We start from the raw sequence: 26156 nt of genomic DNA, 5'->3' as shown, positions 1-26156 counted from the left end.
ACGGAATCCTTCATTCGGCTGACGAAGCCGGCCCCGGGAGGCAGCACGATGAGCTTGTTGATGTCGCGACGCGATCTCGCGTTCCTGCTGTATGACTGGCTCGACGCGGAAGCGCTCGTCGCGTTGCCGCGCTACGCCGAGCACAGTCGCGAGACGTTCGACGCGGTGCTCGACACCAGCGTGCGGATTGCCGAAGACCTGTTCGCGCCGCACGCGGCGCGTGGCGATCGCGAGGAGCCGCAGTTCGACGGCGAGCGCGTGACGCTGATCCCCGACGTCGAACCGGCCGTGCGCGCGTTCGCGGACGCCGGGCTGATCGCCGCGGGCCACGACGAAGCGCTCGGCGGCATGCGCTTGCCGAAGCTGGTCGAAGCCGCATCGTTCCTGTTCTTCCAGGCCGCGAACATCGCCACGTCCGCCTATCCGTTCCTGACCGCCGCCAACGCGAACCTGCTCGTCGCGCACGGCAGCCCCGCGCAGATCGACGCATTTGCGCGCCCGGAGCTGGAAGGGCGCTATCTCGGCACCATGTGCCTGTCCGAGCCGCAGGCCGGTTCGTCGCTGTCCGACATCGCGACGCGCGCGGATTTCGAAGGCGACTCGCCGCTCGGCCCGCGCTACCGGCTGACCGGCAACAAGATGTGGATCTCGGGTGGCGAACACGAGCTGACGGAGAACATCGTCCACCTCGTGCTCGCGAAGATTCCCGACGAACACGGCCGGCTGCTGCCCGGCACGCGCGGCATCTCGCTGTTCATCGTGCCCAAGTACCTGCCGGGCGCCGACGGCGTGACGCAGGGCGAGCACAACGACGTGGTGCTCGCCGGACTGAACCACAAGATGGGTTACCGCGGCACCACCAACTGCCTGCTGAATTTCGGCGAAGGCACGCGCTACCGCCCGCAAGGGCGCGCAGGCGCGATCGGCTATCTGGTCGGCCAGCCGAATCACGGCCTCGCCTACATGTTCCACATGATGAACGAAGCGCGCATCGGTGTCGGCGCGGGCGCGGTGGCACTCGGCTACACGGGTTATCTGCACGCGCTCGACTATGCGCGCAACCGGCCGCAAGGGCGCCCGCTCGGGCCGGCAGGCAAGGATGCCGCCGCGCCGCAGGCGCCGATCGTCGACCATCCGGACGTGCGGCGCATGCTGCTCGCGCAGAAGGCGTATGTCGAAGGCGGTCTCGCGCTGATCCTGTATTGCGCGAAGCGGGTCGACGAAGCACGCGCGCACGACGATGCGGACGTGCGCGCCGATGCCACGCGCCTGCTCGACATCCTGACGCCGATCGCGAAAAGCTGGCCGTCGCAGTGGTGTCTCGCGGCGAACGACCTCGCGATCCAGGTGCACGGCGGCTATGGCTACACGCGCGATTACGCGGTCGAGCGGCTCTATCGCGACAATCGTCTCAACCCGATCCACGAAGGTACGCACGGGATCCAGGCGCTCGACCTGCTGGGCCGCAAGGTCGCACAGGACGATGGCGCGTCGCTGCACGCGCTCGATGCGCGGATCGGCGCGACCGTCGAACGCGCGCGGACGCTCGATGCCGACCTGCGCGAGCGGGCCGATGCGCTGGCGCGGCGCTGGGCGCGGCTGGTCGACGTCACGCGGCAACTCGGTGCGATCGGCGATCCGCAGGCGCGGCTCGCGAATGCGAGCGTCTACCTGGAAGCGTTCGGCCATCTCGTCGTCGCGTGGCTGTGGCTCGACGTGACGCTCGCCGCGCACGGGCTCGCCGACGATTTCCACGACGGCAAGCGTGCGGCGGCCCGCTATTTCTTCAACTGGGAATTGCCGAAAGTGGATGCGCAGCTCGATCTGCTCGCGAGCGTCGACACGACGACGCTCGACATGCGCGACGCGTGGTTCTGATCATTGCTTCACCGACATTCCGGGATGCAGACGATGTCGCGGATGCCGATTACGTCGGCCGTTGCGGATTCGTCGTGAACCGGCCATGCGGGCGCGCCCCGCGGGATGACTCGATGCGCGGCCACGCCGCACAAGGAGAGAGACGAACATGAAAGCCCTGTTGTGTACCGCATTCGGCCCGATCGACAGCTTGCGCATCGAGGACGTGGCGATTCCCGAGCCGGCCGCGGGGCAGGTCCGGGTTCGGGTGAAGGCCGCGTCGCTCAATTTCCCCGACGCGCTGATCGTCCAGGGGTTGTACCAGGTGAAGCCGGCGCTGCCGTTTTCGCCGGGCGCGGAATTTGCCGGCGTGATCGACGCGGTGGGCGACGGCGTGACCGCGTGGCAGCCGGGGGATGCGGTGGTCGCGTTCACCGGGCACGGCGGCTTTGCGCAGCAGTGCGTGGCCGACGTGCACCAGATCGCCGCGCTGCCGCCGGGCATGACATTCGAGCAGGGCGCGGCGCTCGTGCTTGCGTACGGCACGTCGCTGCACGCGTTGCAGCAGCGCGCGCGGCTGCAAGCAGGCGAGACGTTGCTCGTCCTGGGCGCGGCGGGCGGCGTTGGCCTCGCCGCGATCGAGATCGCGAAGGCGCTCGGCGCGCGCGTGATCGCGGCGGCGTCGAGCGCGGACAAGCTGGCGCTGTGCCGTGAAGCGGGCGCCGACGAGACGATCGACTATGCGACCGAAGACCTGCGCCGCCGCGTGGACGAGTTGACCGGCGGGCGCGGTGCGGACGTCGTCTACGATCCGGTGGGCGGTGCCTACAGCGAAGCGGCGTTGCGCGCGACCGCGTGGCGCGGCCGGTTCCTCGTGGTCGGCTTCGCGGCCGGCGAGATTCCGAAGCTCGCGCTGAACCTGGCGCTGCTCAAGGAGCGCGACATTCTGGGCGTGTTCTGGGGCGATGCGGTGCGCCGCGATCCGAAGCAGCATGTCGCGAACATGCGCCTGCTGGCCGAATGGTTCGCGGCCGGCAAGGTACGACCCGCGATCACCGAGCGTGTGTCGCTGGCCGATGCGGCCGATGCGATCGCGCGGATGGCCAACCGGCAGGTGAAGGGCAAGGTGGTGATCCTGCCGGACGCGTGACCGGCTTTCCGCGCGCGGCGTGCCGTGTTCCGGCACACGCCGCGCGGCTGCGGTTCGGCGCTCGTGCGCGTTACGCGATCTGCTGCAGAAGGGCGGCGACCCGCTGCCCGAGCGCACGATGCTGATCGGCCGCGAAGTGAACGCCATCCACCGGGCTCACCTCGATGATCGCGCCGGCATCGAGAAAGTGCGCACCGGCGTCGCTTGCCACCTGTTCGTACCGCTTCGCGAGCTGCCGCGACTTCGCTGCGCCGCCCGCGAAGATCTCGCCGAGGAAGCCGACCTCGACGATCGGCGCAGGCGCCATCAGCACGAGCGTCGGTGACGCACCGGACGGGCCCGCACCGCACGCGGCGATCTCGGCAAGCAGCACGCCGACCGACGTCGCGATGTCGGCGGGCGTGACCGAGAAGCGTGTCTTCAGATCGTTGGTCCCGAGCATCAGCACGACGACATCGACGGGCAAGTGACTTTCGACGCACGCGCGCAGATACGACAATCCGTTCTTGTGCCGGCCTTCGATCGGATCGTCATGCACGGTCGTCCGCGCGGGCAACCCTTCTTCGATGACCCGCCAGCTCGTGCCGAGCGTGTGCGCCAGCACGCCGGTCCAGCGTTCTTCGCGTGCGAACCGCTCCAGTACGCCGGCACGCGTCATCGGGCGGGTGCCATGCGTGTTCGAATCGCCGTAGCAGAGCACGGTTTTCTGCGTCATCGTCCCTTCCTCCGTCAGTCGTTCAGTCTTTCGGCAAGCGCAGCACGTCGAGCGCGTGCTGCGAGAATTCGACCCAGAACCGCTCGTTCGCGATGCCGGCCTGCAGGACCAGGTGCTGAAGGCGCTTCGTGCGCGAATCGGCGCTTTCCGAAAAATCGCGTGCCTCGATCTGCAGATACAGGTCGAGCTTCTCCTGGTGCAACGCGATGCGCCGCCTGATTTCGTCCTCGAGGCCGGCCGGGCCGAGCACCGCTTCCGCGCGCAGGCGCACCATCAACGCTTCACGCAGCGGCGTCGGGTCTTCCGGTTCGGCGATCCAGCGGCGCAACTCCTTCTTGCCGGCCGGCAGGATCCGGTACGCGCGCTTGCGGCCGCGCCCCGATTCGGCCGGCAGCGATTCGATCCAGCCCGTTTCCTCGAGACGTCCCAGCTCGCGATAGATCTGTTGATGCGTCGCCTGCCAGAAATAGCCGATCGAGCGATCGAAACGGTCCGCGAGTTCGGAGCCTGAACCGGGGCGTTCGGCGAGCGCGGTGAGGAGGGCGTGGGGCAGGGACATGTCGGATCGAAGGAGGCCGCGGAATGAACCGCATCTTGCCATATCGGGGCCACAGTACAAGATGACGGATGCGTTTATGCAACGGGTTGCATAAACGAAAGCGGTCGACTACTATCTGTGCAACTTGTTGCATAAAAATTGGAGACACCCCATGACATCGCGTTATCCGCATTTGACGACCCCGCTCGAGCTCGGCTTCACGTCACTCAGGAACCGCGTGCTGATGGGGTCGATGCACGTGGGCCTCGAGGAAGCGCCGAACGGCTTCGAGCGGATGGCGGCGTTCTATGCGGAGCGGGCGCGCGGCGAGGCCGGCCTGATCGTCACGGGCGGTTTCGCGCCGAACGAGCGGGGCCGTCCGGCGCCCGGCGGCGCGATGCTGACGACCGAAGCGGAAGCCGAGCGTCATCGTGTCGTGACGCGCGCGGTGCATGCGGAGGGCGGCAAGATCGCGCTGCAGATCCTGCATTTCGGGCGCTACGCGTATCACCCGGCGCTTGCCGCGCCGAGCGCGCTGAAGGCGCCGATCAACCCGTTCACGCCGCATGCGTTGACGAGCGATGAAGTCGACGAGACGATCGCCGATTTCGTCCGATGTGCGGCGCTCGCGCAGCATGCGGGTTACGACGGCGTCGAGATCATGGGATCCGAAGGCTACCTGATCAACGAATTCATCGCGTCGCGCACGAACCATCGCGACGACGCATGGGGCGGCGCGTACGAGAACCGCATCCGGTTCCCGGTCGAGATCGTGCGGCGCGTGCGCGAGCGGGTCGGCACGAACTTCATCATCATCTACCGGTTGTCGATGCTCGATCTCGTCGAAGGCGGCTCGACGCTCGACGAAGTGATCCGGCTCGCGCAGGCGATCGAAGCGGCCGGTGCGACGATCATCAACACGGGCATCGGCTGGCACGAGGCGCGCATTCCGACCATCGCGACGAAGGTGCCGCGCGCCGCGTACGCCTGGGTCACGCGGCAGTTGATGGGCAAGGTCGGCATCCCGCTCGTCGCGACCAACCGGATCAACACGCCGGACGTCGTGGAGCAACTGCTGGCCGACGGCTATTGCGACATGGTGTCGATGGCGCGGCCGTTTCTCGCCGATGCCGAGTTCGTCCGCAAGGCACGGGAAGGGCGCGCGGACGAAATCAACACGTGCATCGGCTGCAACCAGGCCTGCCTCGACCATACGTTCAGCGGCCGGATCACGTCGTGCCTCGTGAATCCGCGCGCGTGCCATGAAACCGAGCTCGTGATTCGCCCCGCGCAGCAGCGCAAGCGGATCGCCGTGGTCGGCGCCGGGCCGGCGGGCCTCGGCTTCGCGGTCACCGCGGCCGAGCGCGGGCATGCGGTGACGCTGTACGAAGCCGGCGCCGAGATCGGCGGCCAGTTCAACATCGCGAAGAAGGTGCCCGGCAAGGAAGAGTTCAACGAGACGCTGCGCTATTTCCGCCGGCAGCTCGAATTGCGCGGCGTGACGCTCCACCTCAATACGCGCGCGACCGCCGAGCTGCTGCTGCAACGCGAATTCGACGAAGTGGTGATCGCGACGGGCATCGTGCCGCGCACACCGCCGATCGATGGTGTCGGGCACGCCAAGGCGCTCGGCTATCTCGACGTGCTGCGCGACGGCAAGGCGGTGGGCCGCAATGTTGCGATCGTCGGTGCCGGCGGGATCGGCTTCGACGTCGCGGAATATCTCGTGCATCGTGCGGGCGCCGGGCACGTCGATGCGGACCGCTTCTTCGCCGAGTGGGGTGTCGACCCGTCGTACGCGAACGCAGGCGGCTTGCGTCATGCGCACCCCGAGCCGGCGGCACGGCAAATCCATCTGCTGCAGCGCAAGGCATCGAAGGTCGGCGACGGGCTCGGCAAGACCACCGGATGGATCCACCGCACGGCGCTGAAGGCGCGTGGTGTCGGGATGTCGTCGGCGGTGACGTACCGGCGTATCGACGACGCAGGATTGCACGTGACGATCGACGGCGTCGAGCAGACGCTGCCGGTGGACCACGTCGTGATCTGCGCGGGGCAGGAGCCGTTGCGCGAACTGGCGGAGCAACTGGAGGCCGCCGGGCGCAAGGTGCACGTGATCGGCGGCGCGTACGAAGCGGCCGAGCTCGACGCGAAGCGCGCGATTCACCAGGGCACGACGCTGGGCGCGACCCTTTGAGATTTCAGACCGATTCGTTTCTTTTCCGCCCGACGATACAGGAGCCTTCGATGACGAACGCACCGCTGCACCTTCAACCCGCTGTCGCGCAATCGCTCGACACGTGGCACGCGATGGTCGAACGCAAGGATTTTGGCGCACTGGAGTCGATCGTCCATCCGGACGCCGTGTTCCGTTCGCCGATGGCGTTCAAGCCGTACGGGCCGGCGCCCGCGCTGTTGCTGGCGCTGCGCACGGTGATCACGATCCTCGAGGATTTCACCTATCACCGCCAGTTCGTCACCGACGACGGCAACAGCGTGGTGCTGGAGTTCAGTGCGGCCATCGGCGACAAGGCGCTGAAGGGGATCGACATGATCCGCTTCGACGAAGAAGGGCGGATCGTCGAGTTCGAAGTCATGATCCGGCCGTTCAATGCGCTGCAGGCACTCGGCGCGGAAATGGGCGCGCGGCTCGCGCAGCAGTTGCCGTCGTTCAAGCTCGGCGGTTGAGTCGGGCCGCCGGGCCGCCCGGTTCCCGACCCACTGCCTGGCGTCGTCACGCCCGCGCGAACCGCTCGACGAACCAGTCGCAGACGAACGCGGTTCGCTCGGACGCATGGTTGTAGATCGTGTGCTCGCCGTCCGGCCAGACCCTGAGCGTCGCATCGCCGGACGTCGCCGCATCGAGAAACGGCTGCTGATCGTCGAGCCGGATCAGCGGGTCGTCGCCGCCGTGCAGCACCAGCAGCGGGCACGTGATGCGGTCGCGTTCGGACGAGAAGCGCATCCGCGCGAAGTTTGCCGTGACCGCATCGGGATCGTCGTTGCCGAGCATGGCCGCAGCCTGTTCGACGAACGTGCGGAACGGCAGCAGCGTCGGCGCCGCGAGTGCACCGTTCACGCAGCAGGCGGCGATCCGTTGGTCGCTCGCGGCGGTCGCGGCCGCCCACAACCCGCCGATGCTGTTTCCCCAGATACCGATCGGCCCGGGCACGCGGTCGGCGACCGCATCGACGAAGCGCCGGTACGCGGCGCGCATGTCGACGTCGACGAAGATCCGCTGTTCGAGCCGCGTCTCGCCCTGGCCGGGCCCTTCGGCAAGCAGCGTGGCGACGCCGCGCGCCGCGAGCGCGCGCGCGATCGGCCAGTAAGCGAAGCCCCAGCCGCTCTGGCCGCCGAACAGGATGACGGCGCCGCGTACGCGGTCGGTCGGCGGCCGGACCAGCCAGCCGATCAGGTGCGCATCGCCGAACGGCACTTCCACGCGCTCGATGCGCTTGTCGGACCAGCGCGCGAGACCGTGCGACGCGTCGACCAGCCGCGCATAGAGCGCGCGTTTGCGCGGCACGTCGTGGTTGAACGCCATCTGCGCAAACAGCAGGTTCGCGATGGCCATCGCCTGCGCGTCGGCGGCCGTGACCCGGTGGCCGGCTTCCGCCGCTTGCGCGGCGCGCGCGAGCTGCGCGTCGGCCAGCGCTTCGGCCGCGATGTCCCACGGTTCGCCCGCGGACGTGCGCGCGTGCAGTGCCATTGCGTCCGCATGGTCCATCCCGCAGTCGAGCAGGCGCGTGACGGGCATCGCGCGTTGCAGGGACAGCGCGAACGGTGACAGTTCGGTCGTCATGCGCAACCCTCCTTCACGATGCGTGGGTGACGGCCGCCGAAGCCGCCGAAGCGGCGGACGGCTCGGCCGACGCGGCGGACCAGTACAGCTTGTCGCGGAGCGCATCGACGAGCGTGCCGAGGTCGCGCAGGTCGGCCACCGAGCCGAATACGATGAAATCCGGCCGCGCGAGATACGCGCCGATCCCGTGCGCGTGCATGAACGCGTGCTGTTCGCCGTCGAGGTCGACCACGGCATCCGGTGCGCTCACGTCGTCGGACAGCACGGCCACGCGACAGCCGAGCCGCGCAAGGAACGCACGCTGCGCGTCGTCGAGGTAGCGGGAAGGGTGTTCACGCGCGACGAGCTGGAATCCGCGGCCGACCACGTCGTCGAAGCGGCCCTCGGCCGCGCCGCGGCGCACGCGCCCCTGCGGTGCGGGCGCGCCGGTCGTCGGCACGCGCGTGCCGTCGGCTTCGTCGTGCACGATGCCGTGCTCGAGCTTCGGGAACGGCGGCATCGGCGGCATGTTGCCGGAGCGGAAGGCCGCGTCGCGCTCGGCGACCTTGCGCGGGTCGTCCTCGTTGACCACCTGCCCGAGGAACAGCGACATCTGCGTGATCGCGGTCACGTGCGGGCGACGCTCGGCTTCGAACGTGTCGAGCAGGTCGTCGGACGCGCGCCCGGTCAGCACCAGGTCGAGCTTCCACGCGAGGTTGATGCCGTCGCGCATGCCAGAGCACGCGCCTTGTCCCATGTACGGCATCATCGTGTGCGCGGCATCGCCCGCGAGCAGCACGCGGCCGGCGCGCCAGCGTTCGGCCATGCGCGTCTCGAACGTGTAGACGACATGGCGCAGCAGCTTCAGGTCGTCCGGGCCGTAGCCGTAGTGGTCGTTGAGCCACTTCCAGCCGGCTTCTTCCGTTTCCCATTCGGCGGTCGATTCGTCCGGCAGCACGCGCAGCTCGAACCGCGTGCGCTTCGTGCCGATCGGCATGTGCATGTACGCGCGTGCCGGATCGCAGTAGATCGTCGTGCGCGCACAGCCGTCGCCGAGATCGCGCTGGTTCTCCGAATCGAGATTGAGCCAGCGCTCGTTGTAGCCGAAATCCGACCGGTCGATGCCGAGCGTGCGGCGCACGAAGCTGTTCGCGCCGTCGGCACCGATCACGTAGCGGGCGCGAATCGCGCGCGGCTTGCCGGTCCATTGCGCGTCCTGGCTGCCGCGCGACGGATGCGCGGTCAGCGTCACGCCGTCGTCGTCCTGCAGCAGCGTGTCGACTTCCCAGCCGCGCAGGATCGTCACGTTCCTGAACGTGCTGGCGCGCGCATCGATCGCGTCCTCGATGTCGGGCTGGTAGATCGAGATGTGCGCGGGGTAGCCGCACGCGCGGCCGGCCCAGTTCAGTTCGAGCAGCAGGTCGCCGTTCGCATCGCGGTAATGGTAGGTGTCGACGGCCTTCGCGTTGCGCAGCGCGTGATCGACATCGGCACTCGCCTGCACGATGCGCGCGGTTTCGCCGTCGATGTGCGTGAGGCGCGGCAGGCCGTAGGGCGTCGGCCAGCGTTCGACGACGATCACGCGATGGCCGGCGCGGCCCAGCATCGAGGCGGCGACGAGGCCGGTCGGGCCGTAGCCGACGATGGCGACGTCGCAGTGTTCGACGGTGCTGTCGCCGTGCGCGCTTGATTCGGTGTTCATGCGGGGTGTCTCCATGACGGTGTCTTTTGTTGGTTTGTCGTGTAGCCGGCTCAGCGCGCGGTCGAGCCGGGCAGGTTGCCGTCGAACGCGTCCTGCAGCAGCGCGCGCAGGCCGTCACGTTCGATCGGGCGCGGGTTCCAGTACGGATTGGCGGCCGCGAGATCGGCGGCGCGATCGAGGTCGGCTTCCTGCATGCCGATCGCCTTCAGCGCGACCGGCGCGCCGTTGTCGAGCGCCAGCGCGTAGAGGCCGCGTGCGGCGTCGTTGGTGCCGATCGCGCGGGCGATCCGCCGCATCGCGTCCGGCGCGTGCGCGGCGTTGTACGCGAGCGCATGCGGCAGCACGACCGTGTGGGTCGGCGCGTGCGGCAGGTTGAAGCTGCCGCCGAGCGTGTGACAGAGCTTGTGGTGCAGCGCCATGCCGACGTTGCCGAGCACCATGCCGCACAGCCACGCGCCGTAGAGCGCGTCGCTGCGCGCGGCGAGATCGGCAGGGTCGCGCCGCACGCCGGGCAGGCCGCGCGCGAGCGCGCGAATGCCTTCTTCGGCCATGAGACTCATCACCGGATTCGCGTTGTTCGCGTAGAGGCCTTCCGCCGCGTGCGCGATCGCGTTGAGGCCGCTCGTCACGGACAGCTCGACGGGCAGCGTGACGGTGAGCGCGGGATCGTAGATCACCGTTTTCGGCAACACGCGAGCGTCGGAGCCCGTGCGCTTGAGGCCGCCTTCGGTCAGGCCGTAGATCGGCGTCATCTCGCTGCCGGCGTACGTCGTCGGAATCGCGAGGATCGGCAGGCTGCTTTCGAGCGCGATCGCCTTGCCGAGGCCGATCGTCGAACCGCCGCCGATCGCGATCGCGCAATCCGCATCGCACGACCTGGCGAACGCCTGCGCATCGCGGGCGATCTCGATCGGCACGTGCATCGTCGCGCGATCGTACAGCCCGGCCGCGCGCACACCGAGCCGCTCGACGAGGCGTTGCGCGAGGTCGCGCTGCTCCGGCGTGCAGAGCACGATCGCGCGTTGCGCGCCCAGTTCCAGCACTTCGCGTTCGAGATGCTCGAGGCTGCCTGCGCCGAAGATCACGCGGGCGGGGCGGGCCTGGTAGATGAAGTTCATGTCGTTGTTACTCCGTTGCGTAGTCGACCTGATGGCGCGCGATGCGCAGGCCCGTCAGTGCGTCGCGTACACGTGTGTGTTCAGGATGCGTCGCGTATGCGTCGAGTGCTGCGCGCGATTCGAAATCGGCGACGAGAATCAGGTCGCACGCGTGGTCGGCCGCGCTGAAATCCGCGCCGACTTCGAGGTGCGTCATGCCCGGAATCCGGCCGCGCAGGCTTTCGAAGGCGGTCTTGACGGTGGTGCGTGCCGCCGCGCGCTCGGGTTCGGTCGCGCCGGCGACGTTCCACATCACGACGTGGCGGATCATGCGGCGCGCTCCGCGGGATTGAGCACGAAGTCGTACTCGAGCGTGTAGAACGGCGTGTCCATGCGCGAGCCGTCCGGCGCGATGCCGGGCGCGTGCCGGACCCAGTCGGCGACGAGCGTCGACCGTACGCCGAACACCGCATCGGAGTCGAGATAGCGGTCGCCGTCGCGGAACACGTGCGTGATCAGCGTTTCGTAGCAGCGCGCCTCGATCATGAAGTGCAGGTGCGCGGGCCGCCACGGATGACGGCCGAGCGCGTCGAGCATCGCGCCGACGGGGCCGTCGTGCGGAATCGGATACGGCTCGGCGAGGATCGAGCGGAATGCGTAGCGACCGTCGGCATCGGTGCGCAGCCGGCCGCGCGCGCGGTGCGTGACCGAGCCGTCGTCGGCCGGAAGCTGCACGTCGTAGTGGCCGTCCTCGTCGGCTTGCCAGACTTCCAGCGAGGCGTGCGCGATCGGCAGGCCGTCGATGCCGCGCACGTGGCCCGACACGAAGCACGGCTCGCCGCAGGCGCCGTTCGCGATGTCGTCGAACATCCCGAAGTCGCGGCTGCCTTCGACGTAGAACGGACCGAATACGGTCGCCTCCGTGCAGCCGGCCGGCTTCGCGTGATTCTGCGCGGTGACGAGGGTCGACAGCCCGAGCACGTCGGACAGCAGGATGAACTCCTGGCGCTTGTCGTCGGTGATGTGGCCCACGGCCGTCAGGAAGCCGATCGCGGCTTGCCATTCGGCCTCGGTGAGCTTCGTCTCCCGGGCAAACGAGTGCAGATGCTGGACGAGGCTGGTCATCACCGTGCGCAACCGCTCGTCGCGACAGCCGCCCAGCGACGCGATCACGGCCTGTGTGATGGTGTCTTCGTTGAGATTGCGCATAGGGGGTGTCTCCTGATGTCGTTGGATAGCGCGTTGACGTAACATTAATTCCTCCCCGGATCGTAAAAAAGAGGGTTTGGAGGAGTTTTGTTCTCCGCCAGGTGGAAGAATCGAACGCATGGACAAGTGGACGCAGATCGAATTTTTCGTGCAGGTCGCCGAGCTGGGCAGCCTGTCGAAGGCCGCCGAGCGGCTCGGGATGTCGAGCGCGGCGGCGAGCCGCTGCCTGAACGCGCTGGAGGAGCGGCTGGGGGCGCGGCTCGTCGAGCGCACCACGCGCCGCCTGTGGCTGACCGACGCCGGGCATGAATACCACCGGCGTTGTGTCGCGATCCTGATGGAACTGTCGGAGGCCGATGCGGCGGTCAACGAAGCGAGCGTCAATCCGGCCGGCACGCTGCGCGTGACCGCATCGGTATCGTTCGCGTCGATCTATATCGCGCCCGCGTTGCCCGAGTTCCATCGGCGCTACCCGAACCTGAACGTGCAGATCGTCGCGGCGAACCGCTATCCGGATTTCATCGAGGCCGGCATCGACGTGGCGATCCGCACGCGCGAGCATGAAGCGGATTCGGGCATCACCGTGCGCAAGCTCGCCGAGACGCGGCGCGTGCTGGCCGCGTCGCCCGGGTATCTGGCGAAGCACGGCGCGCCGGCGACGCCCGATGCGCTGTGCGACCACCGGCTGCTGGTCTACAACCTTGCGAACGATCCGTACGTGCTGCATTTCCGCCACGGCGCGAAGAAGCAGTCAGTCACGATCAAGAGCGTGCTCGATGCGAACGAAGGGCAGGTGATCCGCGCCGCGGCACTTGCCGGGCTCGGCATCCTGATCCAGCCGCTCTACATCATTCACGACGATATCGTCGCGGGGAAGCTGGTGCCGGTGCTCACCGACTGGCAACTGCCGGCGCTCACCGTCAACATCGCGTACCAGAGCCGCCGCCATCAGCCGGCGAAGATCCGCGTGTTCACCGAGTTCCTGATCGAGCGCTTCGAACGCCTCGGGCTCGCGCGCAAATGGAAGGCAGTCGGCCGCTGATCGCAGGCCGGCGCTGCACCGTCGCGTATTTCTCCGTGTGACGGAGAACTGTTCTCCCGAACGTCGTCTTTTTCGCCGCTGTCGTGCGCTTTACATTGCGTCTCCCCGGGCCTGCGATGCCCGGCTCGCGATGACACGATAACAATCCGGTCTGGAGACGACATGAGATTCACCTTGCGACGAGTGCCGTTGGCACTCCTGATCGCCGGAGCCATTCAGGTTCCGGCGTCGGCCACGGAGAACGGGCAGATCAGCTATCCGTTCGGCGTCAACACGGTGCTGAACGGGCTGCTTCCGCCGCCCGGCAACACGCAGTACTTCAACTATTCGCTTTACTACGCGTCGAACCGGTTCGACGGGCCGGATGGCGGCAATGCGGTGCCGGGGTTCCACCTGAGCGTCGTCGCGGAAACGCCGCGCGTCGTTCACACCTGGGGCGCGACGCTCGGGCCGTTCTCGCTGTCGAGCAGCGCGATCGTGCCGATCGTGCATTTGCATCTGTCGACGCCGGGCGGGACGGGAAACCGCACGTCGCTCGGCGACGCGATCCTCGAGCCGTTCATGATCAACTACGCGAACGCATCGAAGACCTTCTTCGCGTTCTTCTCGCCGTCGTTCGCGGTGCCGACCGGTGCGTATGCGGCGAACCGGATCGCGAACACCGGGCTGAACACGGTTGCGTTCCTGCCGTACGTCAGCACGACCTGGCTTCCGGGCCGCGACTGGGAGATCTCGACGACCACGCTGCTGGAGCTGAATTCGCCGAACCATGCGACGCGCTACCATTCGGGGGCGGTCGCCGTGCTCGACTACCTGATCGGCTATGCGATCGACCGGCGCGTGCAGCTCGGCGTGCAGGGCACGGTCCTGAAGCAGTTCACCGACGATACGCAGGACGGCGTCAAGGTCGCGTCGGACGGCTTTCGCGGGCAATCGGTCGCGATCGGCCCGCAACTGCGTGTCATGTGGGGGCCGGCGTCGGGCGTGGTCGTGAAGTACCAGCACGAGTTCGCGGTGCGCAACCGGCCGCAGGGCGACAAGCTGTGGGTGCAGTTCAGTTTTCCGTTGTAGGCGCGGCGTACGGCCCGGCCGCGCACCCGGCCGGGACAACCTGACGAAATCCTGACGAATCGAGATGATATATTGTATCATCCGAGGTTTGCGCCACCGACGGGCCGGGCTGCCTGGCACGGCCGCGTGCGACGCCACCCTCCGAAGATCGATACGACGTGACGAAAACCAGACACACCCCGGCGCGCGGGGAGCGGCACCACGCCGCGTCGCGCCGGAACGCCGACGCCTGGCGCGTTCGCGCGGCCCGCGGCTGCACGACCCTGCTGGGCTGCGCGATGGCGAGCTCCGGTGCGTGGGCCGCCGAAGCGGCCGCACCCGCACCGGACGAACGGCATGCACTGCCGGCGATCAACGTCAGCGCGCCATCCGCACCGGCCGACCCGCTGACGCAACCGCTCGAAACCGGCTCGCGGCTCGGGCTCGCGAGCCTCGACACGCCCGCGAGCGTCGAGACGGTCACGGCCGGCACGATCGACGCACGCGGCGATCGCACGGTGCTCGACGCGGTGACACGCACCGCGGGTTTCTCGAGCGCGATGGCGCCCGGCACCGGCGGCACCGCGTTGAGCGTGCGCGGTTTCAGCGGGCAGGAATCGGTGATGACGCTGCTCGACGGCGTGCGGCTGATGCCGGCTGCCGGCACGATCACGTTCCCGTTCGATACGTGGTCGGTCGAGCGCATCGAGGTGCTGCGCGGCCCGGCGTCGGTGCTGTACGGCGAAGGGGCGATCGGCGGCGTGGTGAACGTGGTGTCGAAGCGACCGCAGCGCACGCGCGAGACGACGCTGCAGGTCGGTGTCGGCCTGGATGGTGGGAAGCACGCCGCGTTCGGTACGACGGGGGCGCTCGGCCCGCGGCTGTCGTATCGCTTCCATGCAAGCGATGCGCGCGCGAACGGTCTCGCGGAGCGGGCCGATACGCATACGACGGCCGTCGGCGGCGCGCTGAAGTTCGATGTGAGCCCGACGCTCACGCTGACGCTCGACTTCGACTACGGCCGCCAGATGCCGGCGACCTACTATGGCGTGCCGGCGCCGAACGGCGTGCTCGATCCGTCGCTGCGCAAGCGCAACTACAACGTCGCCGACGCGTCGATTTCCTATTACGACCAGTGGACGCGCCTGTCGGCGACCTACCGGCCGATGGCCGGCGTGACGATCGACAACCAGCTCTATTACCTGACGTCGAATCGCCACTGGCGCAACGCCGAATCGTATGTGCTCGATGCCGCGACGGGGCGCGTCACGCGCAGCGACTATCTCGACATCGGCCACCACCAGCGGCAGATCGGCGATCGGCTGAGCGCACGCTTCGACGGCACGCTGTTCGGCCGCGCGAACCGCTTCGTCGTCGGCACGGAATTCAGCCAGATCACGTTCAGCGGCACCAACAATTCGCCGTACGGCGGCGAGTCGACGGTGCCCGCGCACGGCTTCGACCCCGGCGTGTTCACGAGCCCCGACCCGACGGTGCCGCAGTTCAGCACGCGCGCACGGCAGGCCGCGGTGTTCGCCGAGAACCGGCTCGAGGTGCTGCCGCGGCTCGCGTGGGTGAGCGGGCTGCGCTACGACCACATCGCGTTCAACCGCGAGCAGGCAGCGACCGGCGCGGGCTTCGACAAGCGTTTCGCGAACGTCGGCTGGCGCACCGGCTTCGTGTTCGAGGTCGCGCCGACGCTCAGCGCATATGCGCAGTACACGACGGGCGCGGAGGGCCTCGGCTCGCTCGTGACGCTGTCCGCGTCGCAGGCGAGCTACCGGCTCGCGACCGGCGAACAGTGGGAAGCCGGCGTCAAGCAGACGCTGCTCGACGGCCGCGCATACTGGACGGTCGCCGTGTACGACATCACGAAGCGCAACCTGCTCACCACCGACCCGTTCAATCCCGCGCTGCGCCAGCAGGTCGGTCGTCAATCGTCGCGCGGCATCGAGCTGACGGGCGGCGCGCGGCTGCCGCACGGCTGGACGGTCGATGCGAACGTCGCGCTGCTGCGCGCACGCTATGACGCGTTCAACCAGAAGGTCGGCAGCACGACGGTGTCGCGCGCCGGCAATGCGCCGGCCAACGTGCCGCAGCAGACGGCGAACCTGTGGCTCGGCTGGGCGTTTGCCGAGCGCTGGCAGGCGAACGCGGGCGTGCGCTACGTCGGCGCGACCTACGGCGACGACGCGAACCGCGTGCAGGTGCCGTCATACACGGTGTTCGACGCGTCGCTGCGCTGGCAGCCGACGTCGCGCACCGAGCTGGCGCTGGTCCTGCGCAACCTCGCGAACCGCACGTATGCGGTGACGACGTCGAACGGCGGCGAGCAATGGCTGCTCGGCCCGTCGCGCTCGGCGGAGTTCGTCGCGACGATGCGCTTCTGATGCGGCACGGCGCGCGTCCCGTGATGCACATGCTCGACATCGAACGCGTGAGCTGGTCTCCCGGCGGCGCGATTACCGTGCTCGATTCCGTCACGCTGAGCGTGGCCGAAGGCGAGTTCGTCGGGCTGGTCGGCCCGAACGGCAGCGGCAAGACGAGCCTGCTGCGCTGCGTGTTCCGTTACGCGCGGCCCGACACCGGCCGTGTCGCGCTCGATGCGCAGGACGTGTGGCGCATGCGGCCGCGCGCGGTCGCGCAGCGCATCGCGGTGCTGCAGCAGGAGGCGCCGGACGATTTCGGGCTGACGGTCGACGAACTGGTCGGCATGGGGCGCACGCCGCACCAGCGGCCGCTCGATGCGGAGACGGCGGACGATCGCCGGATCGTCGACTCCGCGCTGCACGACGTCGGTCTCGTCGAGCGCCGTGCGCAACGCTTCGCGTCGCTGTCGGGCGGCGAGAAGCAGCGCGCGCTGCTGGCCCGCGCACTCGCTCAGCAGCCCGAACTGTTGCTGCTCGACGAACCGACCAACCATCTCGACCTGCGCCATCAGCTCGAATTGCTCGCGCGCGTGCGGCGCCTCGGCATCGCGACGCTCGCCACGATTCACGACCTCAATCTCGCGGCCGCGTATTGCGACCGGCTCCACGTGCTCGCGCACGGCCGGGTCGTCGCATCGGGCGTGCCGGCCGACGTGCTGACCGAAGCGTTGCTGCGCGACGTGTTCGGCGTCGCCGCGCTCGTCGATCGCCATCCCGTCACGGGCCGGCCGCGCATCACGCCGCTTCATCCGGAATGACTGCCATGCCGTTTCCTGTCTTGTCCCCCACGTTGTCATCTCTATCCCGCCGGCTGGTTGCCGCGACCGTGCTTGGCTGCGCGGCCGCTCAGGCGGGCGCCTATCCCGTCACCGTGCGCAGCTGCGATCGCGACGTGACGTTCGAGCGCGCGCCGACGCGCGTGGTGAGCAACGACGTGAACCTGACCGAGATGATGCTCGTGCTCGGCCTGAAGGACCGGCTCGTCGGCTACACCGGGATCGGCGGCTGGAAGACGGGCACCGCACGCGTGCGCGATGCGCTGCGCGGCGTGCCCGAACTGGCGAGCCAGTATCCGTCGCTCGAGGTGCTGGCGGCCGCGCGCGCCGACTTCTATCTTGCGGGCTGGAACTACGGGATGCATGTCGGCGGCCCGGTGACGCCCGCGACGCTCGCGCCGTTCGGCATCCGTGCGTACGAGCTGACCGAATCGTGTTCGCACGTGATGAAGCAGGCGGCCGCGTCGTTCGACGACGTGTTCCGCGACCTGAACAATCTCGGCCGGATCTTCGGCGTCGACGCGCGCGCCGCGCAGATCGTCGCGTCGATGCGCACGCGTCTCGCGGCGGTGTCGCGCACGATCGGGCATCCGGAGCCGCTGCGCGTGTTCGTCTACGACAGCGGCACCGACAAGCCGATGACGGCCGGCGGGCTCGCGATGCCGACCGCGCTGCTGGCGGCGGCCGGCGCGCGCAACGTGATGGCCGACCTGCCGCGCAGCTGGACGCAGGTGAGCTGGGAAAGCGTGGTCGCGCGCGATCCGCAGGTGATCGTGATCGTCGACTATTCGGCCGTGACGGCCGCGCAGAAGCAGCAATTCCTGCTGAGCCAGCCGTCGCTCGCGCGCGTGGCCGCGATCCGCGACCGGCGCTTCATCGTGATTCCGTACGATGCGGCCACGCCGGGCCCCGAGAACGTCGCGGCCGTCGAGACGCTGGCGCGCGCGCTGTATCCGGCCGCGTTCGCCGGGCCGGCGCGATGAGCATGCACGTGCGTGCAGCGCGGCCTGCCATGCGCGCGGTGCTGCCGGCGCTGGCGCTGCTGCTGATCGTGTCGATCGTCGCGTCGGCCGCGTTCGGGCCGGCGCCGATCGCGATGCCGGCGGCGGTGCGGATCGTCGCCACGCATATCGTGTCGGCGTTCGGCGAGGCCGGCGTGGCTGCGGCGGGGGCGGGCGACGACAGCATCGTCTGGCTGATCCGGATGCCGCGCGCGCTGCTGGCCGCGCTCGTCGGCGCGACGCTGGCGGCGGTCGGCGTGGCGCTGCAGGCCGCGACCGCGAACCGCCTGGCCGATCCGCACCTGCTCGGCGTGAGCGCGGGGGCGATGCTCGGCGCCGTCGCGGTCACCGTGATGGCCGGTGCGGCGTTCGGCCCGTTCACGCTGTCGGCTGCCGCGTTCGCGGGCGCGCTCGCGGCGACCGCCTGCGTCGTCGCGCTCGCTTACCGGCGCGGCCGGCTCGAATCGGACCGGCTGCTGCTCGCGGGCGTCTCGGTGTCGTTCATGATGGCCGCGTTCGGCAACTTGCTGCTGTATCTCGGCGACCAGCGCGCGGCGTCCTCCGTGCTGTTCTGGATGCTGGGCGGCGTCGGGCTGGCGCGCTGGGATCTGCTGCCGGTGCCGGCCGTATGCGCGGCGCTCGCCGGCGGCGCGTTGTACGCGCGCCGGCGCGAACTGAATGCGCTGATGTCGGGCGATGTGGCCGCGGCTGCGCTCGGCGTGCCGAGCGGGCGGATGCGGCGCGAGGTGTTCGTCGTCGCGTCGTTCGCGACGGGCGCGATGGTGGCGGTGAGCGGAGCGATCGGCTTCGTCGGGCTCGTGACGCCGCATCTGTGCCGTCGCGTCGTCGGCGCCGAGCATGGCAGGCTGCTGCCGGTAGCCGCGCTGACGGGCGCGATTCTGCTCGTCTGGGCCGATGTGGCCGCCCGCACGCTCGCGGCGCCGGAGGATCTGCCGATCGGGATCGTGACCGCGATGTTCGGCAGCCTGTTCTTCGTCGCGCTGCTGCGCCGCCGCTGAGCGGCGCGCAGGTCAGGCGAGGGCCGCCGGGGCGCCGCCCGCCGCGCGCGTCATTGCCGGGGGAGGGCCATGCCGGTGCTGCCGCCGAACGCGTCGGCATGCGCGAGGGGCTCCGGCAAGTCGAACAGGTTGTCCGGCAGCGACAGCGCGGGCAGCGTGATCACGAAGCGTGCGCCGCCGAGCGGTGAATCCTCGAGCCGCACGTCACCGCCGTGCACCTGCGCGACGCGCCGCACGATCGCGAGCCCGAGCCCGAAGCCGCCGGTCTGCCGGTCGCGGCTGGAGTCGAGCCGCTGGAACGGTTCGAACACGCGGGCGCGTTCGGCGGCCGGAATGCCGGGGCCATCGTCGTCGACGCTCAACACGAGCGCGCCGGACGCGTTGCGCTCGGCGGCGAGCAGCACCGTGCGCGACGCATAACGCGCGCCGTTGCGGATCAGGTTCAGCAACGCGCGGGCGACCAGCTTCGGGTCGCATACGTGGGTCGCGGGCGCGTCGAGGGCCGACACGTCGAGCGTGATGCCGCGATCGACGATGTCGTTCGCGACGTTGCCGGCGACGCTGTCGAGCAGCGCGTCGACGACGACTTCCATCGGCGCGAGCTGGCTGGCACCCTGTTCGAGCCGGCCGATCGTCAGCAGCTCCGTGACGAGCTCGTCGAGTTCGCGCACGTCGCGCCGCAGCGCGTCGCGGCGTTCGCGCATCCGGGCCGTTTCGTCAGGCTCGGCGAGCAGCGCGAGCCCGAATTCGAGCCGCGCGAGCGGCGTCTTCAGTTCGTGCGAGATGCCGTGCATCATTTCCCGCTGCTGCTTGATCGACGCCTCGATGCGCTCGGCCATGTCGTTGAACTGCTGCGACAGCTCGTAGATGTTCGACTTGCCGGACAGTTTCACGCGCGTCGACAGCGTACCGGCGCCGAATGCGCGGGCGGCTTCCTGCAGCCTGCGCAGGTCGCGCCAGTGATAGTGAATCCACAGCACCACCGCGAACAGCGTGCTGAGCGCCAGCAGCATGTACGCATAGATCCTGATGTCGAGGCTGAATGCTTCGATCGGCCGCGCATGCAGCACCGAACCATCCGCGAGCGGCATGTAGTAATCCTTCGCGTCGTAGCTGATCGCGATCAGGCCGGCGTCGAGATCGCGCAGCGGCTCGCCGCTCAATTGCGCGCGGGCGGTGGCCATCGGCATGAAGTCGAACCGTTCGTTGCCGTGCTTCGCGAGCTCGCGCAGCGCCACCTTGCGCTGCTCGCCCGGATGGCGTTCGAGGTAGTCGTTCAGCACGAACGCGTAGGTCGTCAACGCGTCGCGCTCCGCCTGCGCGCTGCGATCGTAGAAGATCCGGTCGAACGACAGCTGGATGAAGATGATCGACGCCGCGACGAACAGGATCACGACGAGGTACAGCCGAATCAATGGGCGGAGCATTTATTCGTCCCACGCGGAAGGGCTGAACAGGTAGCCGCGGCCCCAGATCGTCTTGATCTTGTGCGGCTCCGACGACGCATCCTCGAAGCGGCGGCGCAGCTTCGAGATGCCGGAATCGACCGAGCGGTCGAGTCCGTCGAACTCGATTCCGCGCAGCTGCTTCAGGATGTCGTCGCGGCTCAGCACGGTGCCGGCCGCGCGCGCGAGGATCAGCAGCAGGTTGAATTCGGCGGTCTTCAGGTCGACCGGCTCGCCGCGCCACGTGACGGTGCGGTTCGGCGGCGAGATCGCCAGTTCGCCGAACACGAGCGCCTCGGGCGCGGCCACCGGCGCTTCCGCGACGGCCGGCTGCGCGCGGCGCAGCAGCGCGCGGGCGCGGGCGACCAGCACGCGCGGTTCGATCGGCTTCGTCACGTAGTCGTCGGCGCCCGTCTCGAGGCCCGCGACCTGGTCGTAGACATCCAGGCGCGCGGTCAGGATCAGCACGGGGACGTTGGTGAACGCGCGGATGCGCCGGCAGACTTCCATGCCGTCGAGGTTCGGCAGCATCAGGTCGAGTATCACGAGGGCCGGCTGGTGCTCGCGCACCGCGGCGACGGCGAGGTCGCCGCGCCGGACGACCGTCACCGTGAATTCATAACCGTCGAGGTATTCGCGGACGAGCTGCGCCAGGCGGTCGTCGTCCTCGATCAGCAGTACGCGGTATTTGAGCGGATCTTCGTTCATGGTCTCGTCAATGTGCACGCGCCGTTTCACACCCGGGCAGGCCGGTGCGCGGCGCGGCACGCGAATTCTATCCGGCGCATCGAAGGCCGGGGGAGCGGGGCGACAATCTCGAACAATCGAACACAATTGAGCACAGATTCCCCGAATATTCAGGACAGTCTCGGCGCGGGGCGACACCTAGACTGCGGGCTCCGTCACTCATATCTCAATATTGTGCGCCCAATGCTCCGCCGCTACCGCTATTGCTTGCCGCTCGCCGGCCTGACCCTTGCCGCCGCCGCCCACGCGGAAAACCAGTATTCGCTGTCGCTGGGTGGCGGTATCGCGCCGCGCTACCCGGGCAGCAACCAGTCTCGCGGCGTCGTCGCGCCGGGGTTTGCCGCGAAGTTCGGCAATGGCTTCTTCATCGACAGCACCCAGGGCGCCGGTTACCGGCTGGACTTGCCGCACGGCGCGTTCGTGTCGGCGGCGGTGAGCTACGACGTGGGTCGAGCCGACGAGAACCGCCTCGACATGCCGGGCTCCGACTACCTGAAGGGCATGGGCCGGGTTCCGGGCTCGGTGCTGGTCGGCGTGCGCGCGGGCGTGACGCTGTTCAACGCGGCGGAACTGAGCGTCACGATCGACACACCCGTGACGCACACGTCGCGCGGCGTGTCGGGGCACATGGATCTCGCGGTGCCGGTGTTCAAGACCGCGCAGCACGAGATCATCGTGACGGGCACCGTGCACGCGGGCTCGGGGCGCTACACGCAGACGTTCTACGGCGTGACCGATGCGCAGTCGATGACGAGCCGGTTCCGCCCGTATTCGACGCGCGGCGGGATCGACAGCGCGTCGATGGCGCTCGCGTGGAACTGGACGCTGTCGCAGCACTGGTCGGTGCTCGCGACCGGCGGTGTGACGCGGCTGCTCGGCCGCTACGGCGACAGCCCGATCGTCCAGTCGCGCAGCAACTACTACGCCATCGCGGGCGCGACCTACAAGTTCTGAGCGAATCGTCGCGGCACGCATCGTGTGGCGCAGCCGGCCTGCACGTGCCGTCACGCCGCACGGCGTGCGGTAACATGCAGGCGGCTTCGGCGGCAGGCCGAACCCGCGGCTCGGACATGCGAAATCGGCGTGGCCCGGGCGCGCGGACCGAACATGCATGCAACGCCCGGTCGGCGGGAACCCCGCACAGGTTCCACCGGGCGCAACAGGGAGTATCCGATGAAGAAGACGATCGCGGTGATGATGGCGCTGGTTGCGGGCGCAACGTTTGCGGGATGCACGGACATGAAAACGAAGAATGCGACCGCGGGCGGCATGGTGATGAATGGCGAGCCGGCACGCACGTCGCAGGCCTGCAAGGCGGACGCGGGGCCGGACGACGCGCTGGTCGGCAAGACCGAGGCCGATGCGGCGGCGCAACTGGACGGCTGCCTGTGGCGCGTGCTCGAGCGTGACGGCACGTCATTGCCGGGCACGATGGATTACCGGCAGGAACGCCGCAATCTCGGCATTCGCGACGGCAAGGTGATCTGGGTGCGGCGCGGGTGAGGGGGGGGCCGGTGGCGGCGTGCGTGCGGGTACACGAGCGCGCGCCGTCGACGTCGCGCTATCCGAACCGGGTGGACGACATGAACGCGCCCAAGCTGCCGCCGACCGTGGCGTAATGATCGCCGCGCGACGCGCGCGATCGGCGGTGCGCTACTTCGAGATGTACCACAGCGCATCCGCGCTGGCGCGCGACGGCTGAGCGGCTGCAGCCGGCACCTGGGCCGGCGCGGGCGGCGGCGTGTTCGACGTGATCGCGGTCGGCAGCGTGGCCGGCATGTTCGCGGTCGATGGCGAGGCCGCCGCGGTTCCCGACGTCGAAGGCGTATTCACGTACCACAGCGCATCGGCCGACGCCGTGCGTTTTGCCGCGGTCGCGGTCGCTGCGGCCGGATTGGCTGCCGTACTCGTCGCTGTATTCGCCGACTTTTTCGATCCGGCGGCCGCAGCCGCGCCCCCCGTCCCGGCCTGCGCCGTCATCCCGGCGCCATTGCCCGCGCTACGCTGCGCGCGCGCCTCGAACGGCCCGAGCTGGAAGATTAACGTTTGCGCGGGACGCGTCAGGACGGCATACGGAAACTGCAGCTCCCACGACATCAGCACGCGCCCGGACGACGTCTCGGTGAAGATCGCCGGCACGTGCTTCATGTCGCTGAACTGCACGTAGATCCGCGCGCCGTCGTCGAAGACCTGGGTCGGCTTCGCCTGGTCCGCCCCCGTGACCGTCCATCCGAAGTTGTACGAGCCGGCCGGGCCGGCGGGGCCGCCTTGCGGCGGCGGAGGCGGCGGAGCCGACGAAATCGTGCGCGGACGCGTGACCTGCTGCGGGGCGGACACGCTCAGGCTCGCGAACGGGTTGTACGCCTGGGCCTGTTGCGGCGGCGTAAAGGATGGGGGAAGGATGGGCATGGGAGTATCCGGCGAATCCGGCATGGTCCGGATTGCATCATAGACCTTGCGCGCATACGCGAGGCGCTTGTCGGGCGAGGCGGAGTTGTACGCGCCGATCGCGTTCCAGTTGGCGCCGAGCTGGCGAATGTTCTGCGACAGGATCCACGCGCCGACATACGCGTTCGTGCAGGCATCGAACAGGCTCTCCCGCGTGATGCCTTCGCGCGCGAGCGTCGGCAGCCAGGTGCTGTTGATCTGCATCAGGCCGATGTCGACCGTGCCGTTCGTGTTGGTGTTGACGGCGCTCGGATTCATGCCCGACTCGACCTGCGCGATGCCGCGCATCAGGCTGACGCTCACGTGCTGGAACGCGGCCGCGTCGTCGAGGCAATCGGCCCGCGCGACGCCGGCGAGCGCGCACGACAGCGCAATCGTCGCGGCGATTTTCGGCGTTTCTCGGCTGATCGAACGGGTTGTCTGACGCGGCATGGCAGGATGGGGCGGAATCCGGCCGCCCGGTGCAAGGAAATTACGCAGACGCGAAGTGTGCCATAGCGCGCACGCAAATGGCTCACGTCGAACTTTCCTTTGCATTTGCCCATGCGTTCGCCACGCATGTTTATCGTGTCCAATCACGCGCTTCGGCGAAGCATTGTCGGTAAAAATGGCCGAATTTCCGCGCGAATGCCAGCGTAGTGGCGCTGCCGGAATACTGACGCGTCGCGTCATTGACTCGCGAAAATCGGTGCTGAATCGAACCGGATGGAAATCGCGCGGCAGTCGCTATCCGGGTTGAAAAGGGCGATGGAAGGGCGACTCAAAAACAACGGCGGCCGGAGCCGCCGTATCGATGAAAGCGGATTCGACCGGCCGCGCGGCGCGCAGCCGGCCGTCTCGCATCAGAAGCGGTGACGCAGGCCGAGGTTGACCATCGTCTGCGAGCTCGTGCCCGCATAGCCGTACGAACCGATCGACGCCTGTGCGGCCATCGAGCCGCCCTGGCCGTCGCCGGTCTGGCCGCTGGCGTGCTGGTACGCGGCGGTCAGGTAGACGTCGGTGCGCTTCGAGAGGGTGTAGTCCGCGCCGGCCGATACCTGGTGATAGGTGGCCGACGTGTCGCCGCCCGAGCGCGTATAGCTGTAGCCGACGCCGACCAGCAGCGCGTTGGTTGCCTGGTAGTTCACGAAGCCTTGCCCCGTGTTGTAGTGCTCGTTCGAGCCGAACACCGAGCTGCCATCGCGGCGGTACTGCGCGTTGCTGTAGCCGAGGCCGACCGTGAACGGGCCGGCGACGTACTGGCCCGCGATGCGCGCGATGCCGATCGAATGCGCGCTCGCATAGCCGCTGTTGACCGGGCCGTCGAACGTGCCGTCCGACGAGCTGGTCCAGCCGGTGCGCTGCGTGTTCGACGCGGGGCTGTTGGTCGTGTGGAAGTAGCCGCCCGCGACGCTGAACGGCCCGTTGTTGTACGACACGGCGGCCGAATACGAATTCGCGGCGCCGGTGCTGCCGGCGATGCCGCCGAACGAGTACATCGCCGAGAACTGCAGGCCCGAATAGACGGCCGACGTGTACTTCACCGCGTTGTCGACGCGGAAGCTGTTGTCGTAGTTGTCGACGTCGCCCGCCGTCGCGAACACGCTGCCCAGATAGTTGTCGGCGGTGATGCCCTGCACGAGATCGACGAGCGGATCGTACTGGCGGCCGAACGTGAGTGTGCCGTAGCGGTCGCTCGTCAGGCCGACGAACGCCTGCCGGCCGAACAGGCGGCCGCCCTGGCCCATCCGGCCGTTGCTCGGGTCGAAACCGTTCTCGAGCTGGAACAGCGCTTTCAGCCCGCCGCCGAGATCCTCGGTGCCTTTCACGCCCCAGCGGCTGCCGGCCAGGTTGCCCGCGCTGCTGTTGCCGAGCATCCACGCGTTGTCCTTGCCCTGCGCATGGTTCACGTAGGTGATCGACGTGTCGATCACGCCATACAGCGTGACGCTCGACTGCGCGTGCGCGACGGGTATCGCCGCGAATGACGCGACGGAAATCAGCGAGAGGGTCGTGCGTTTCATTGTCATCTCCTTGCGCATTGGCTTGTGTGCGTGATCCGGAATGGCAGGAGACTACCGAGCCCGATTAAAACGGCAAAAATGAAATTCTCTTTTGTGGCCTGACGCAGACAGGGATGTCCTCCGATTGCCGCGATCGAGGGATTTGAA

The 26156-nt window shown here is 68.6% G+C and carries 23 protein-coding genes; 12 read left to right on the top strand and 11 right to left on the bottom strand.

Going from position 1 to position 26156, the window contains the following annotated elements; genetic code table 11:
* Positions 1–48 precede the first annotated feature (48 nt).
* Positions 49–1878: an acyl-CoA dehydrogenase gene (locus tag LGM56_RS20180; RefSeq protein WP_226206602.1), complete on the top strand. Its 1830-nt coding sequence runs from the start codon at positions 49–51 to the stop codon at positions 1876–1878.
* 148 nt (positions 1879–2026) lie between these two features.
* Complete coding sequence (locus tag LGM56_RS20175; RefSeq protein WP_226206601.1) at positions 2027–3007, top strand: NADPH:quinone oxidoreductase family protein; 981 nt, start codon at positions 2027–2029, stop codon at positions 3005–3007.
* Between the two features lie 70 nt (positions 3008–3077).
* Here the strand turns inward: LGM56_RS20175 and LGM56_RS20170 are convergent, their stop codons facing one another.
* Together LGM56_RS20170 and LGM56_RS20165 are read right to left on the bottom strand one after the other, a co-directional pair.
* Positions 3078–3722 carry an SGNH/GDSL hydrolase family protein gene (locus LGM56_RS20170; RefSeq protein ID WP_226206600.1) on the bottom strand — a complete coding sequence of 215 codons (645 nt, stop codon included), beginning with the start codon at positions 3720–3722 and terminating at the stop codon, positions 3078–3080.
* A 22-nt stretch (positions 3723–3744) separates the two neighbouring features.
* Positions 3745–4281 (bottom strand): PadR family transcriptional regulator, encoded by a 537-nt coding sequence (locus LGM56_RS20165; protein WP_174975641.1) that lies wholly within the window; start codon positions 4279–4281, stop codon positions 3745–3747.
* 151 nt (positions 4282–4432) lie between these two features.
* Here LGM56_RS20165 and LGM56_RS20160 point away from each other — a divergent pair, with 151 nt between their 5' ends.
* Together LGM56_RS20160 and LGM56_RS20155 are read left to right on the top strand one after the other, a co-directional pair.
* Positions 4433–6457 carry an FAD-dependent oxidoreductase gene (locus LGM56_RS20160; protein WP_226206599.1) on the top strand — a complete coding sequence of 675 codons (2025 nt, stop codon included), beginning with the start codon at positions 4433–4435 and terminating at the stop codon, positions 6455–6457.
* Positions 6458–6507: 50 nt separating this feature from the next.
* Positions 6508–6948 (top strand): nuclear transport factor 2 family protein, encoded by a 441-nt coding sequence (locus LGM56_RS20155; protein WP_226206598.1) that lies wholly within the window; start codon positions 6508–6510, stop codon positions 6946–6948.
* Positions 6949–6994: 46 nt separating this feature from the next.
* On the opposite strand, the gene LGM56_RS20150 is transcribed toward LGM56_RS20155, so the two are convergent.
* The 5 genes from LGM56_RS20150 to LGM56_RS20130 are packed head-to-tail and all read right to left on the bottom strand — an operon-like array spanning position 6995 to position 12049.
* Positions 6995–8062 carry an alpha/beta hydrolase gene (locus LGM56_RS20150; RefSeq protein WP_226206597.1) on the bottom strand — a complete coding sequence of 356 codons (1068 nt, stop codon included), beginning with the start codon at positions 8060–8062 and terminating at the stop codon, positions 6995–6997.
* 13 nt (positions 8063–8075) lie between these two features.
* On the bottom strand, positions 8076–9743 hold the full coding sequence (locus tag LGM56_RS20145) for a bifunctional 3-(3-hydroxy-phenyl)propionate/3-hydroxycinnamic acid hydroxylase (RefSeq protein WP_226206596.1): 1668 nt from the start codon (positions 9741–9743) through the stop codon (positions 8076–8078).
* A gap of 50 nt (positions 9744–9793) precedes the next feature.
* Positions 9794–10861 carry a maleylacetate reductase gene (locus LGM56_RS20140; RefSeq protein ID WP_226206595.1) on the bottom strand — a complete coding sequence of 356 codons (1068 nt, stop codon included), beginning with the start codon at positions 10859–10861 and terminating at the stop codon, positions 9794–9796.
* 7 nt (positions 10862–10868) lie between these two features.
* Entirely contained in the window at positions 10869–11171 is a 303-nt protein-coding gene (locus tag LGM56_RS20135) for a Dabb family protein (protein WP_226206594.1), read from the bottom strand.
* The gene (locus LGM56_RS20130; RefSeq protein ID WP_226206593.1) at positions 11168–12049 is read right to left on the bottom strand and encodes an intradiol ring-cleavage dioxygenase; all 882 of its coding nucleotides are present in this window, start codon (positions 12047–12049) and stop codon (positions 11168–11170) included. Before LGM56_RS20130 ends, LGM56_RS20135 begins: the two co-directional genes overlap by 4 nt.
* A gap of 118 nt (positions 12050–12167) precedes the next feature.
* On the opposite strand from LGM56_RS20130, the gene LGM56_RS20125 reads away from it, so the two are divergent.
* The 6 genes from LGM56_RS20125 to LGM56_RS20100 all read left to right on the top strand — a co-directional run bounded on the left by LGM56_RS20125 (position 12168) and on the right by LGM56_RS20100 (position 19366).
* A complete protein-coding gene (locus tag LGM56_RS20125; RefSeq protein ID WP_089494604.1) occupies positions 12168–13091 on the top strand; it encodes a LysR family transcriptional regulator in 924 nt (307 codons plus the stop codon).
* Positions 13092–13253: 162 nt separating this feature from the next.
* Positions 13254–14162 carry a transporter gene (locus LGM56_RS20120; protein ID WP_319000773.1) on the top strand — a complete coding sequence of 303 codons (909 nt, stop codon included), beginning with the start codon at positions 13254–13256 and terminating at the stop codon, positions 14160–14162.
* 278 nt (positions 14163–14440) lie between these two features.
* A complete protein-coding gene (locus LGM56_RS20115; RefSeq protein ID WP_226206695.1) occupies positions 14441–16531 on the top strand; it encodes a TonB-dependent receptor in 2091 nt (696 codons plus the stop codon).
* Positions 16532–16554: 23 nt separating this feature from the next.
* Positions 16555–17328: an ABC transporter ATP-binding protein gene (locus LGM56_RS20110; RefSeq protein ID WP_226206694.1), complete on the top strand. Its 774-nt coding sequence runs from the start codon at positions 16555–16557 to the stop codon at positions 17326–17328.
* Between the two features lie 5 nt (positions 17329–17333).
* On the top strand, positions 17334–18329 hold the full coding sequence (locus LGM56_RS20105) for an ABC transporter substrate-binding protein (RefSeq protein WP_413226790.1): 996 nt from the start codon (positions 17334–17336) through the stop codon (positions 18327–18329).
* A complete protein-coding gene (locus tag LGM56_RS20100) occupies positions 18326–19366 on the top strand; it encodes a FecCD family ABC transporter permease (RefSeq protein WP_226206591.1) in 1041 nt (346 codons plus the stop codon). Before LGM56_RS20105 ends, LGM56_RS20100 begins: the two co-directional genes overlap by 4 nt.
* Before the next feature lie 50 nt (positions 19367–19416).
* On the opposite strand, the gene LGM56_RS20095 is transcribed toward LGM56_RS20100, so the two are convergent.
* Together LGM56_RS20095 and LGM56_RS20090 are read right to left on the bottom strand one after the other, a co-directional pair.
* Positions 19417–20793 carry an ATP-binding protein gene (locus tag LGM56_RS20095; RefSeq protein WP_226206590.1) on the bottom strand — a complete coding sequence of 459 codons (1377 nt, stop codon included), beginning with the start codon at positions 20791–20793 and terminating at the stop codon, positions 19417–19419.
* Positions 20794–21519: a response regulator gene (locus LGM56_RS20090; protein WP_089472565.1), complete on the bottom strand. Its 726-nt coding sequence runs from the start codon at positions 21517–21519 to the stop codon at positions 20794–20796. It lies immediately after the preceding gene.
* A 246-nt stretch (positions 21520–21765) separates the two neighbouring features.
* On the opposite strand from LGM56_RS20090, the gene LGM56_RS20085 reads away from it, so the two are divergent.
* Complete coding sequence (locus LGM56_RS20085) at positions 21766–22512, top strand: MipA/OmpV family protein (protein ID WP_226206693.1); 747 nt, start codon at positions 21766–21768, stop codon at positions 22510–22512.
* Between the two features lie 219 nt (positions 22513–22731).
* On the top strand, positions 22732–23061 hold the full coding sequence (locus LGM56_RS20080) for a hypothetical protein (RefSeq protein ID WP_226206589.1): 330 nt from the start codon (positions 22732–22734) through the stop codon (positions 23059–23061).
* 150 nt (positions 23062–23211) lie between these two features.
* Here LGM56_RS20080 and LGM56_RS20075 read toward each other — a convergent pair whose 3' ends face one another.
* Both LGM56_RS20075 and LGM56_RS20070 read right to left on the bottom strand, forming a co-directional pair.
* Positions 23212–24438 (bottom strand): transglycosylase SLT domain-containing protein, encoded by a 1227-nt coding sequence (locus tag LGM56_RS20075; protein ID WP_226206588.1) that lies wholly within the window; start codon positions 24436–24438, stop codon positions 23212–23214.
* A gap of 410 nt (positions 24439–24848) precedes the next feature.
* Complete coding sequence (locus LGM56_RS20070; RefSeq protein WP_226206587.1) at positions 24849–26009, bottom strand: porin; 1161 nt, start codon at positions 26007–26009, stop codon at positions 24849–24851.
* Positions 26010–26156 lie beyond the last annotated feature (147 nt).

It is taken from the genome of Burkholderia sp. AU38729 (genome assembly GCF_020419725.1).
Lineage (GTDB): Bacteria > Pseudomonadota > Gammaproteobacteria > Burkholderiales > Burkholderiaceae > Burkholderia.
The sequence above is the reverse complement of the archived record's forward strand: the minus strand, read 5'-3'. Positions and strand labels throughout refer to the sequence as shown.

What these genes read in the sequence shown, in the direction of transcription:
- LGM56_RS20180 (WP_226206602.1), top strand. Translation starts at nt 49, where the DNA reads ATGAGCTTGTTGATGTCGCGACGCGATCTCGCGTTCCTGCTGTATGAC.
- LGM56_RS20175 (WP_226206601.1), top strand. Translation starts at nt 2,027, where the DNA reads ATGAAAGCCCTGTTGTGTACCGCATTCGGCCCGATCGACAGCTTGCGC.
- LGM56_RS20170 (WP_226206600.1), bottom strand. Translation starts at nt 3,722, where the DNA reads ATGACGCAGAAAACCGTGCTCTGCTACGGCGATTCGAACACGCATGGC.
- LGM56_RS20165 (WP_174975641.1), bottom strand. Translation starts at nt 4,281, where the DNA reads ATGTCCCTGCCCCACGCCCTCCTCACCGCGCTCGCCGAACGCCCCGGT.
- LGM56_RS20160 (WP_226206599.1), top strand. Translation starts at nt 4,433, where the DNA reads ATGACATCGCGTTATCCGCATTTGACGACCCCGCTCGAGCTCGGCTTC.
- LGM56_RS20155 (WP_226206598.1), top strand. Translation starts at nt 6,508, where the DNA reads ATGACGAACGCACCGCTGCACCTTCAACCCGCTGTCGCGCAATCGCTC.
- LGM56_RS20150 (WP_226206597.1), bottom strand. Translation starts at nt 8,062, where the DNA reads ATGACGACCGAACTGTCACCGTTCGCGCTGTCCCTGCAACGCGCGATG.
- LGM56_RS20145 (WP_226206596.1), bottom strand. Translation starts at nt 9,743, where the DNA reads ATGAACACCGAATCAAGCGCGCACGGCGACAGCACCGTCGAACACTGC.
- LGM56_RS20140 (WP_226206595.1), bottom strand. Translation starts at nt 10,861, where the DNA reads ATGAACTTCATCTACCAGGCCCGCCCCGCCCGCGTGATCTTCGGCGCA.
- LGM56_RS20135 (WP_226206594.1), bottom strand. Translation starts at nt 11,171, where the DNA reads ATGATCCGCCACGTCGTGATGTGGAACGTCGCCGGCGCGACCGAACCC.
- LGM56_RS20130 (WP_226206593.1), bottom strand. Translation starts at nt 12,049, where the DNA reads ATGCGCAATCTCAACGAAGACACCATCACACAGGCCGTGATCGCGTCG.
- LGM56_RS20125 (WP_089494604.1), top strand. Translation starts at nt 12,168, where the DNA reads ATGGACAAGTGGACGCAGATCGAATTTTTCGTGCAGGTCGCCGAGCTG.
- LGM56_RS20120 (WP_319000773.1), top strand. Translation starts at nt 13,254, where the DNA reads ATGAGATTCACCTTGCGACGAGTGCCGTTGGCACTCCTGATCGCCGGA.
- LGM56_RS20115 (WP_226206695.1), top strand. Translation starts at nt 14,441, where the DNA reads ATGGCGAGCTCCGGTGCGTGGGCCGCCGAAGCGGCCGCACCCGCACCG.
- LGM56_RS20110 (WP_226206694.1), top strand. Translation starts at nt 16,555, where the DNA reads ATGCACATGCTCGACATCGAACGCGTGAGCTGGTCTCCCGGCGGCGCG.
- LGM56_RS20105 (WP_413226790.1), top strand. Translation starts at nt 17,334, where the DNA reads ATGCCGTTTCCTGTCTTGTCCCCCACGTTGTCATCTCTATCCCGCCGG.
- LGM56_RS20100 (WP_226206591.1), top strand. Translation starts at nt 18,326, where the DNA reads ATGAGCATGCACGTGCGTGCAGCGCGGCCTGCCATGCGCGCGGTGCTG.
- LGM56_RS20095 (WP_226206590.1), bottom strand. Translation starts at nt 20,793, where the DNA reads ATGCTCCGCCCATTGATTCGGCTGTACCTCGTCGTGATCCTGTTCGTC.
- LGM56_RS20090 (WP_089472565.1), bottom strand. Translation starts at nt 21,519, where the DNA reads ATGAACGAAGATCCGCTCAAATACCGCGTACTGCTGATCGAGGACGAC.
- LGM56_RS20080 (WP_226206589.1), top strand. Translation starts at nt 22,732, where the DNA reads ATGAAGAAGACGATCGCGGTGATGATGGCGCTGGTTGCGGGCGCAACG.
- LGM56_RS20075 (WP_226206588.1), bottom strand. Translation starts at nt 24,438, where the DNA reads ATGCCGCGTCAGACAACCCGTTCGATCAGCCGAGAAACGCCGAAAATC.
- LGM56_RS20070 (WP_226206587.1), bottom strand. Translation starts at nt 26,009, where the DNA reads ATGAAACGCACGACCCTCTCGCTGATTTCCGTCGCGTCATTCGCGGCG.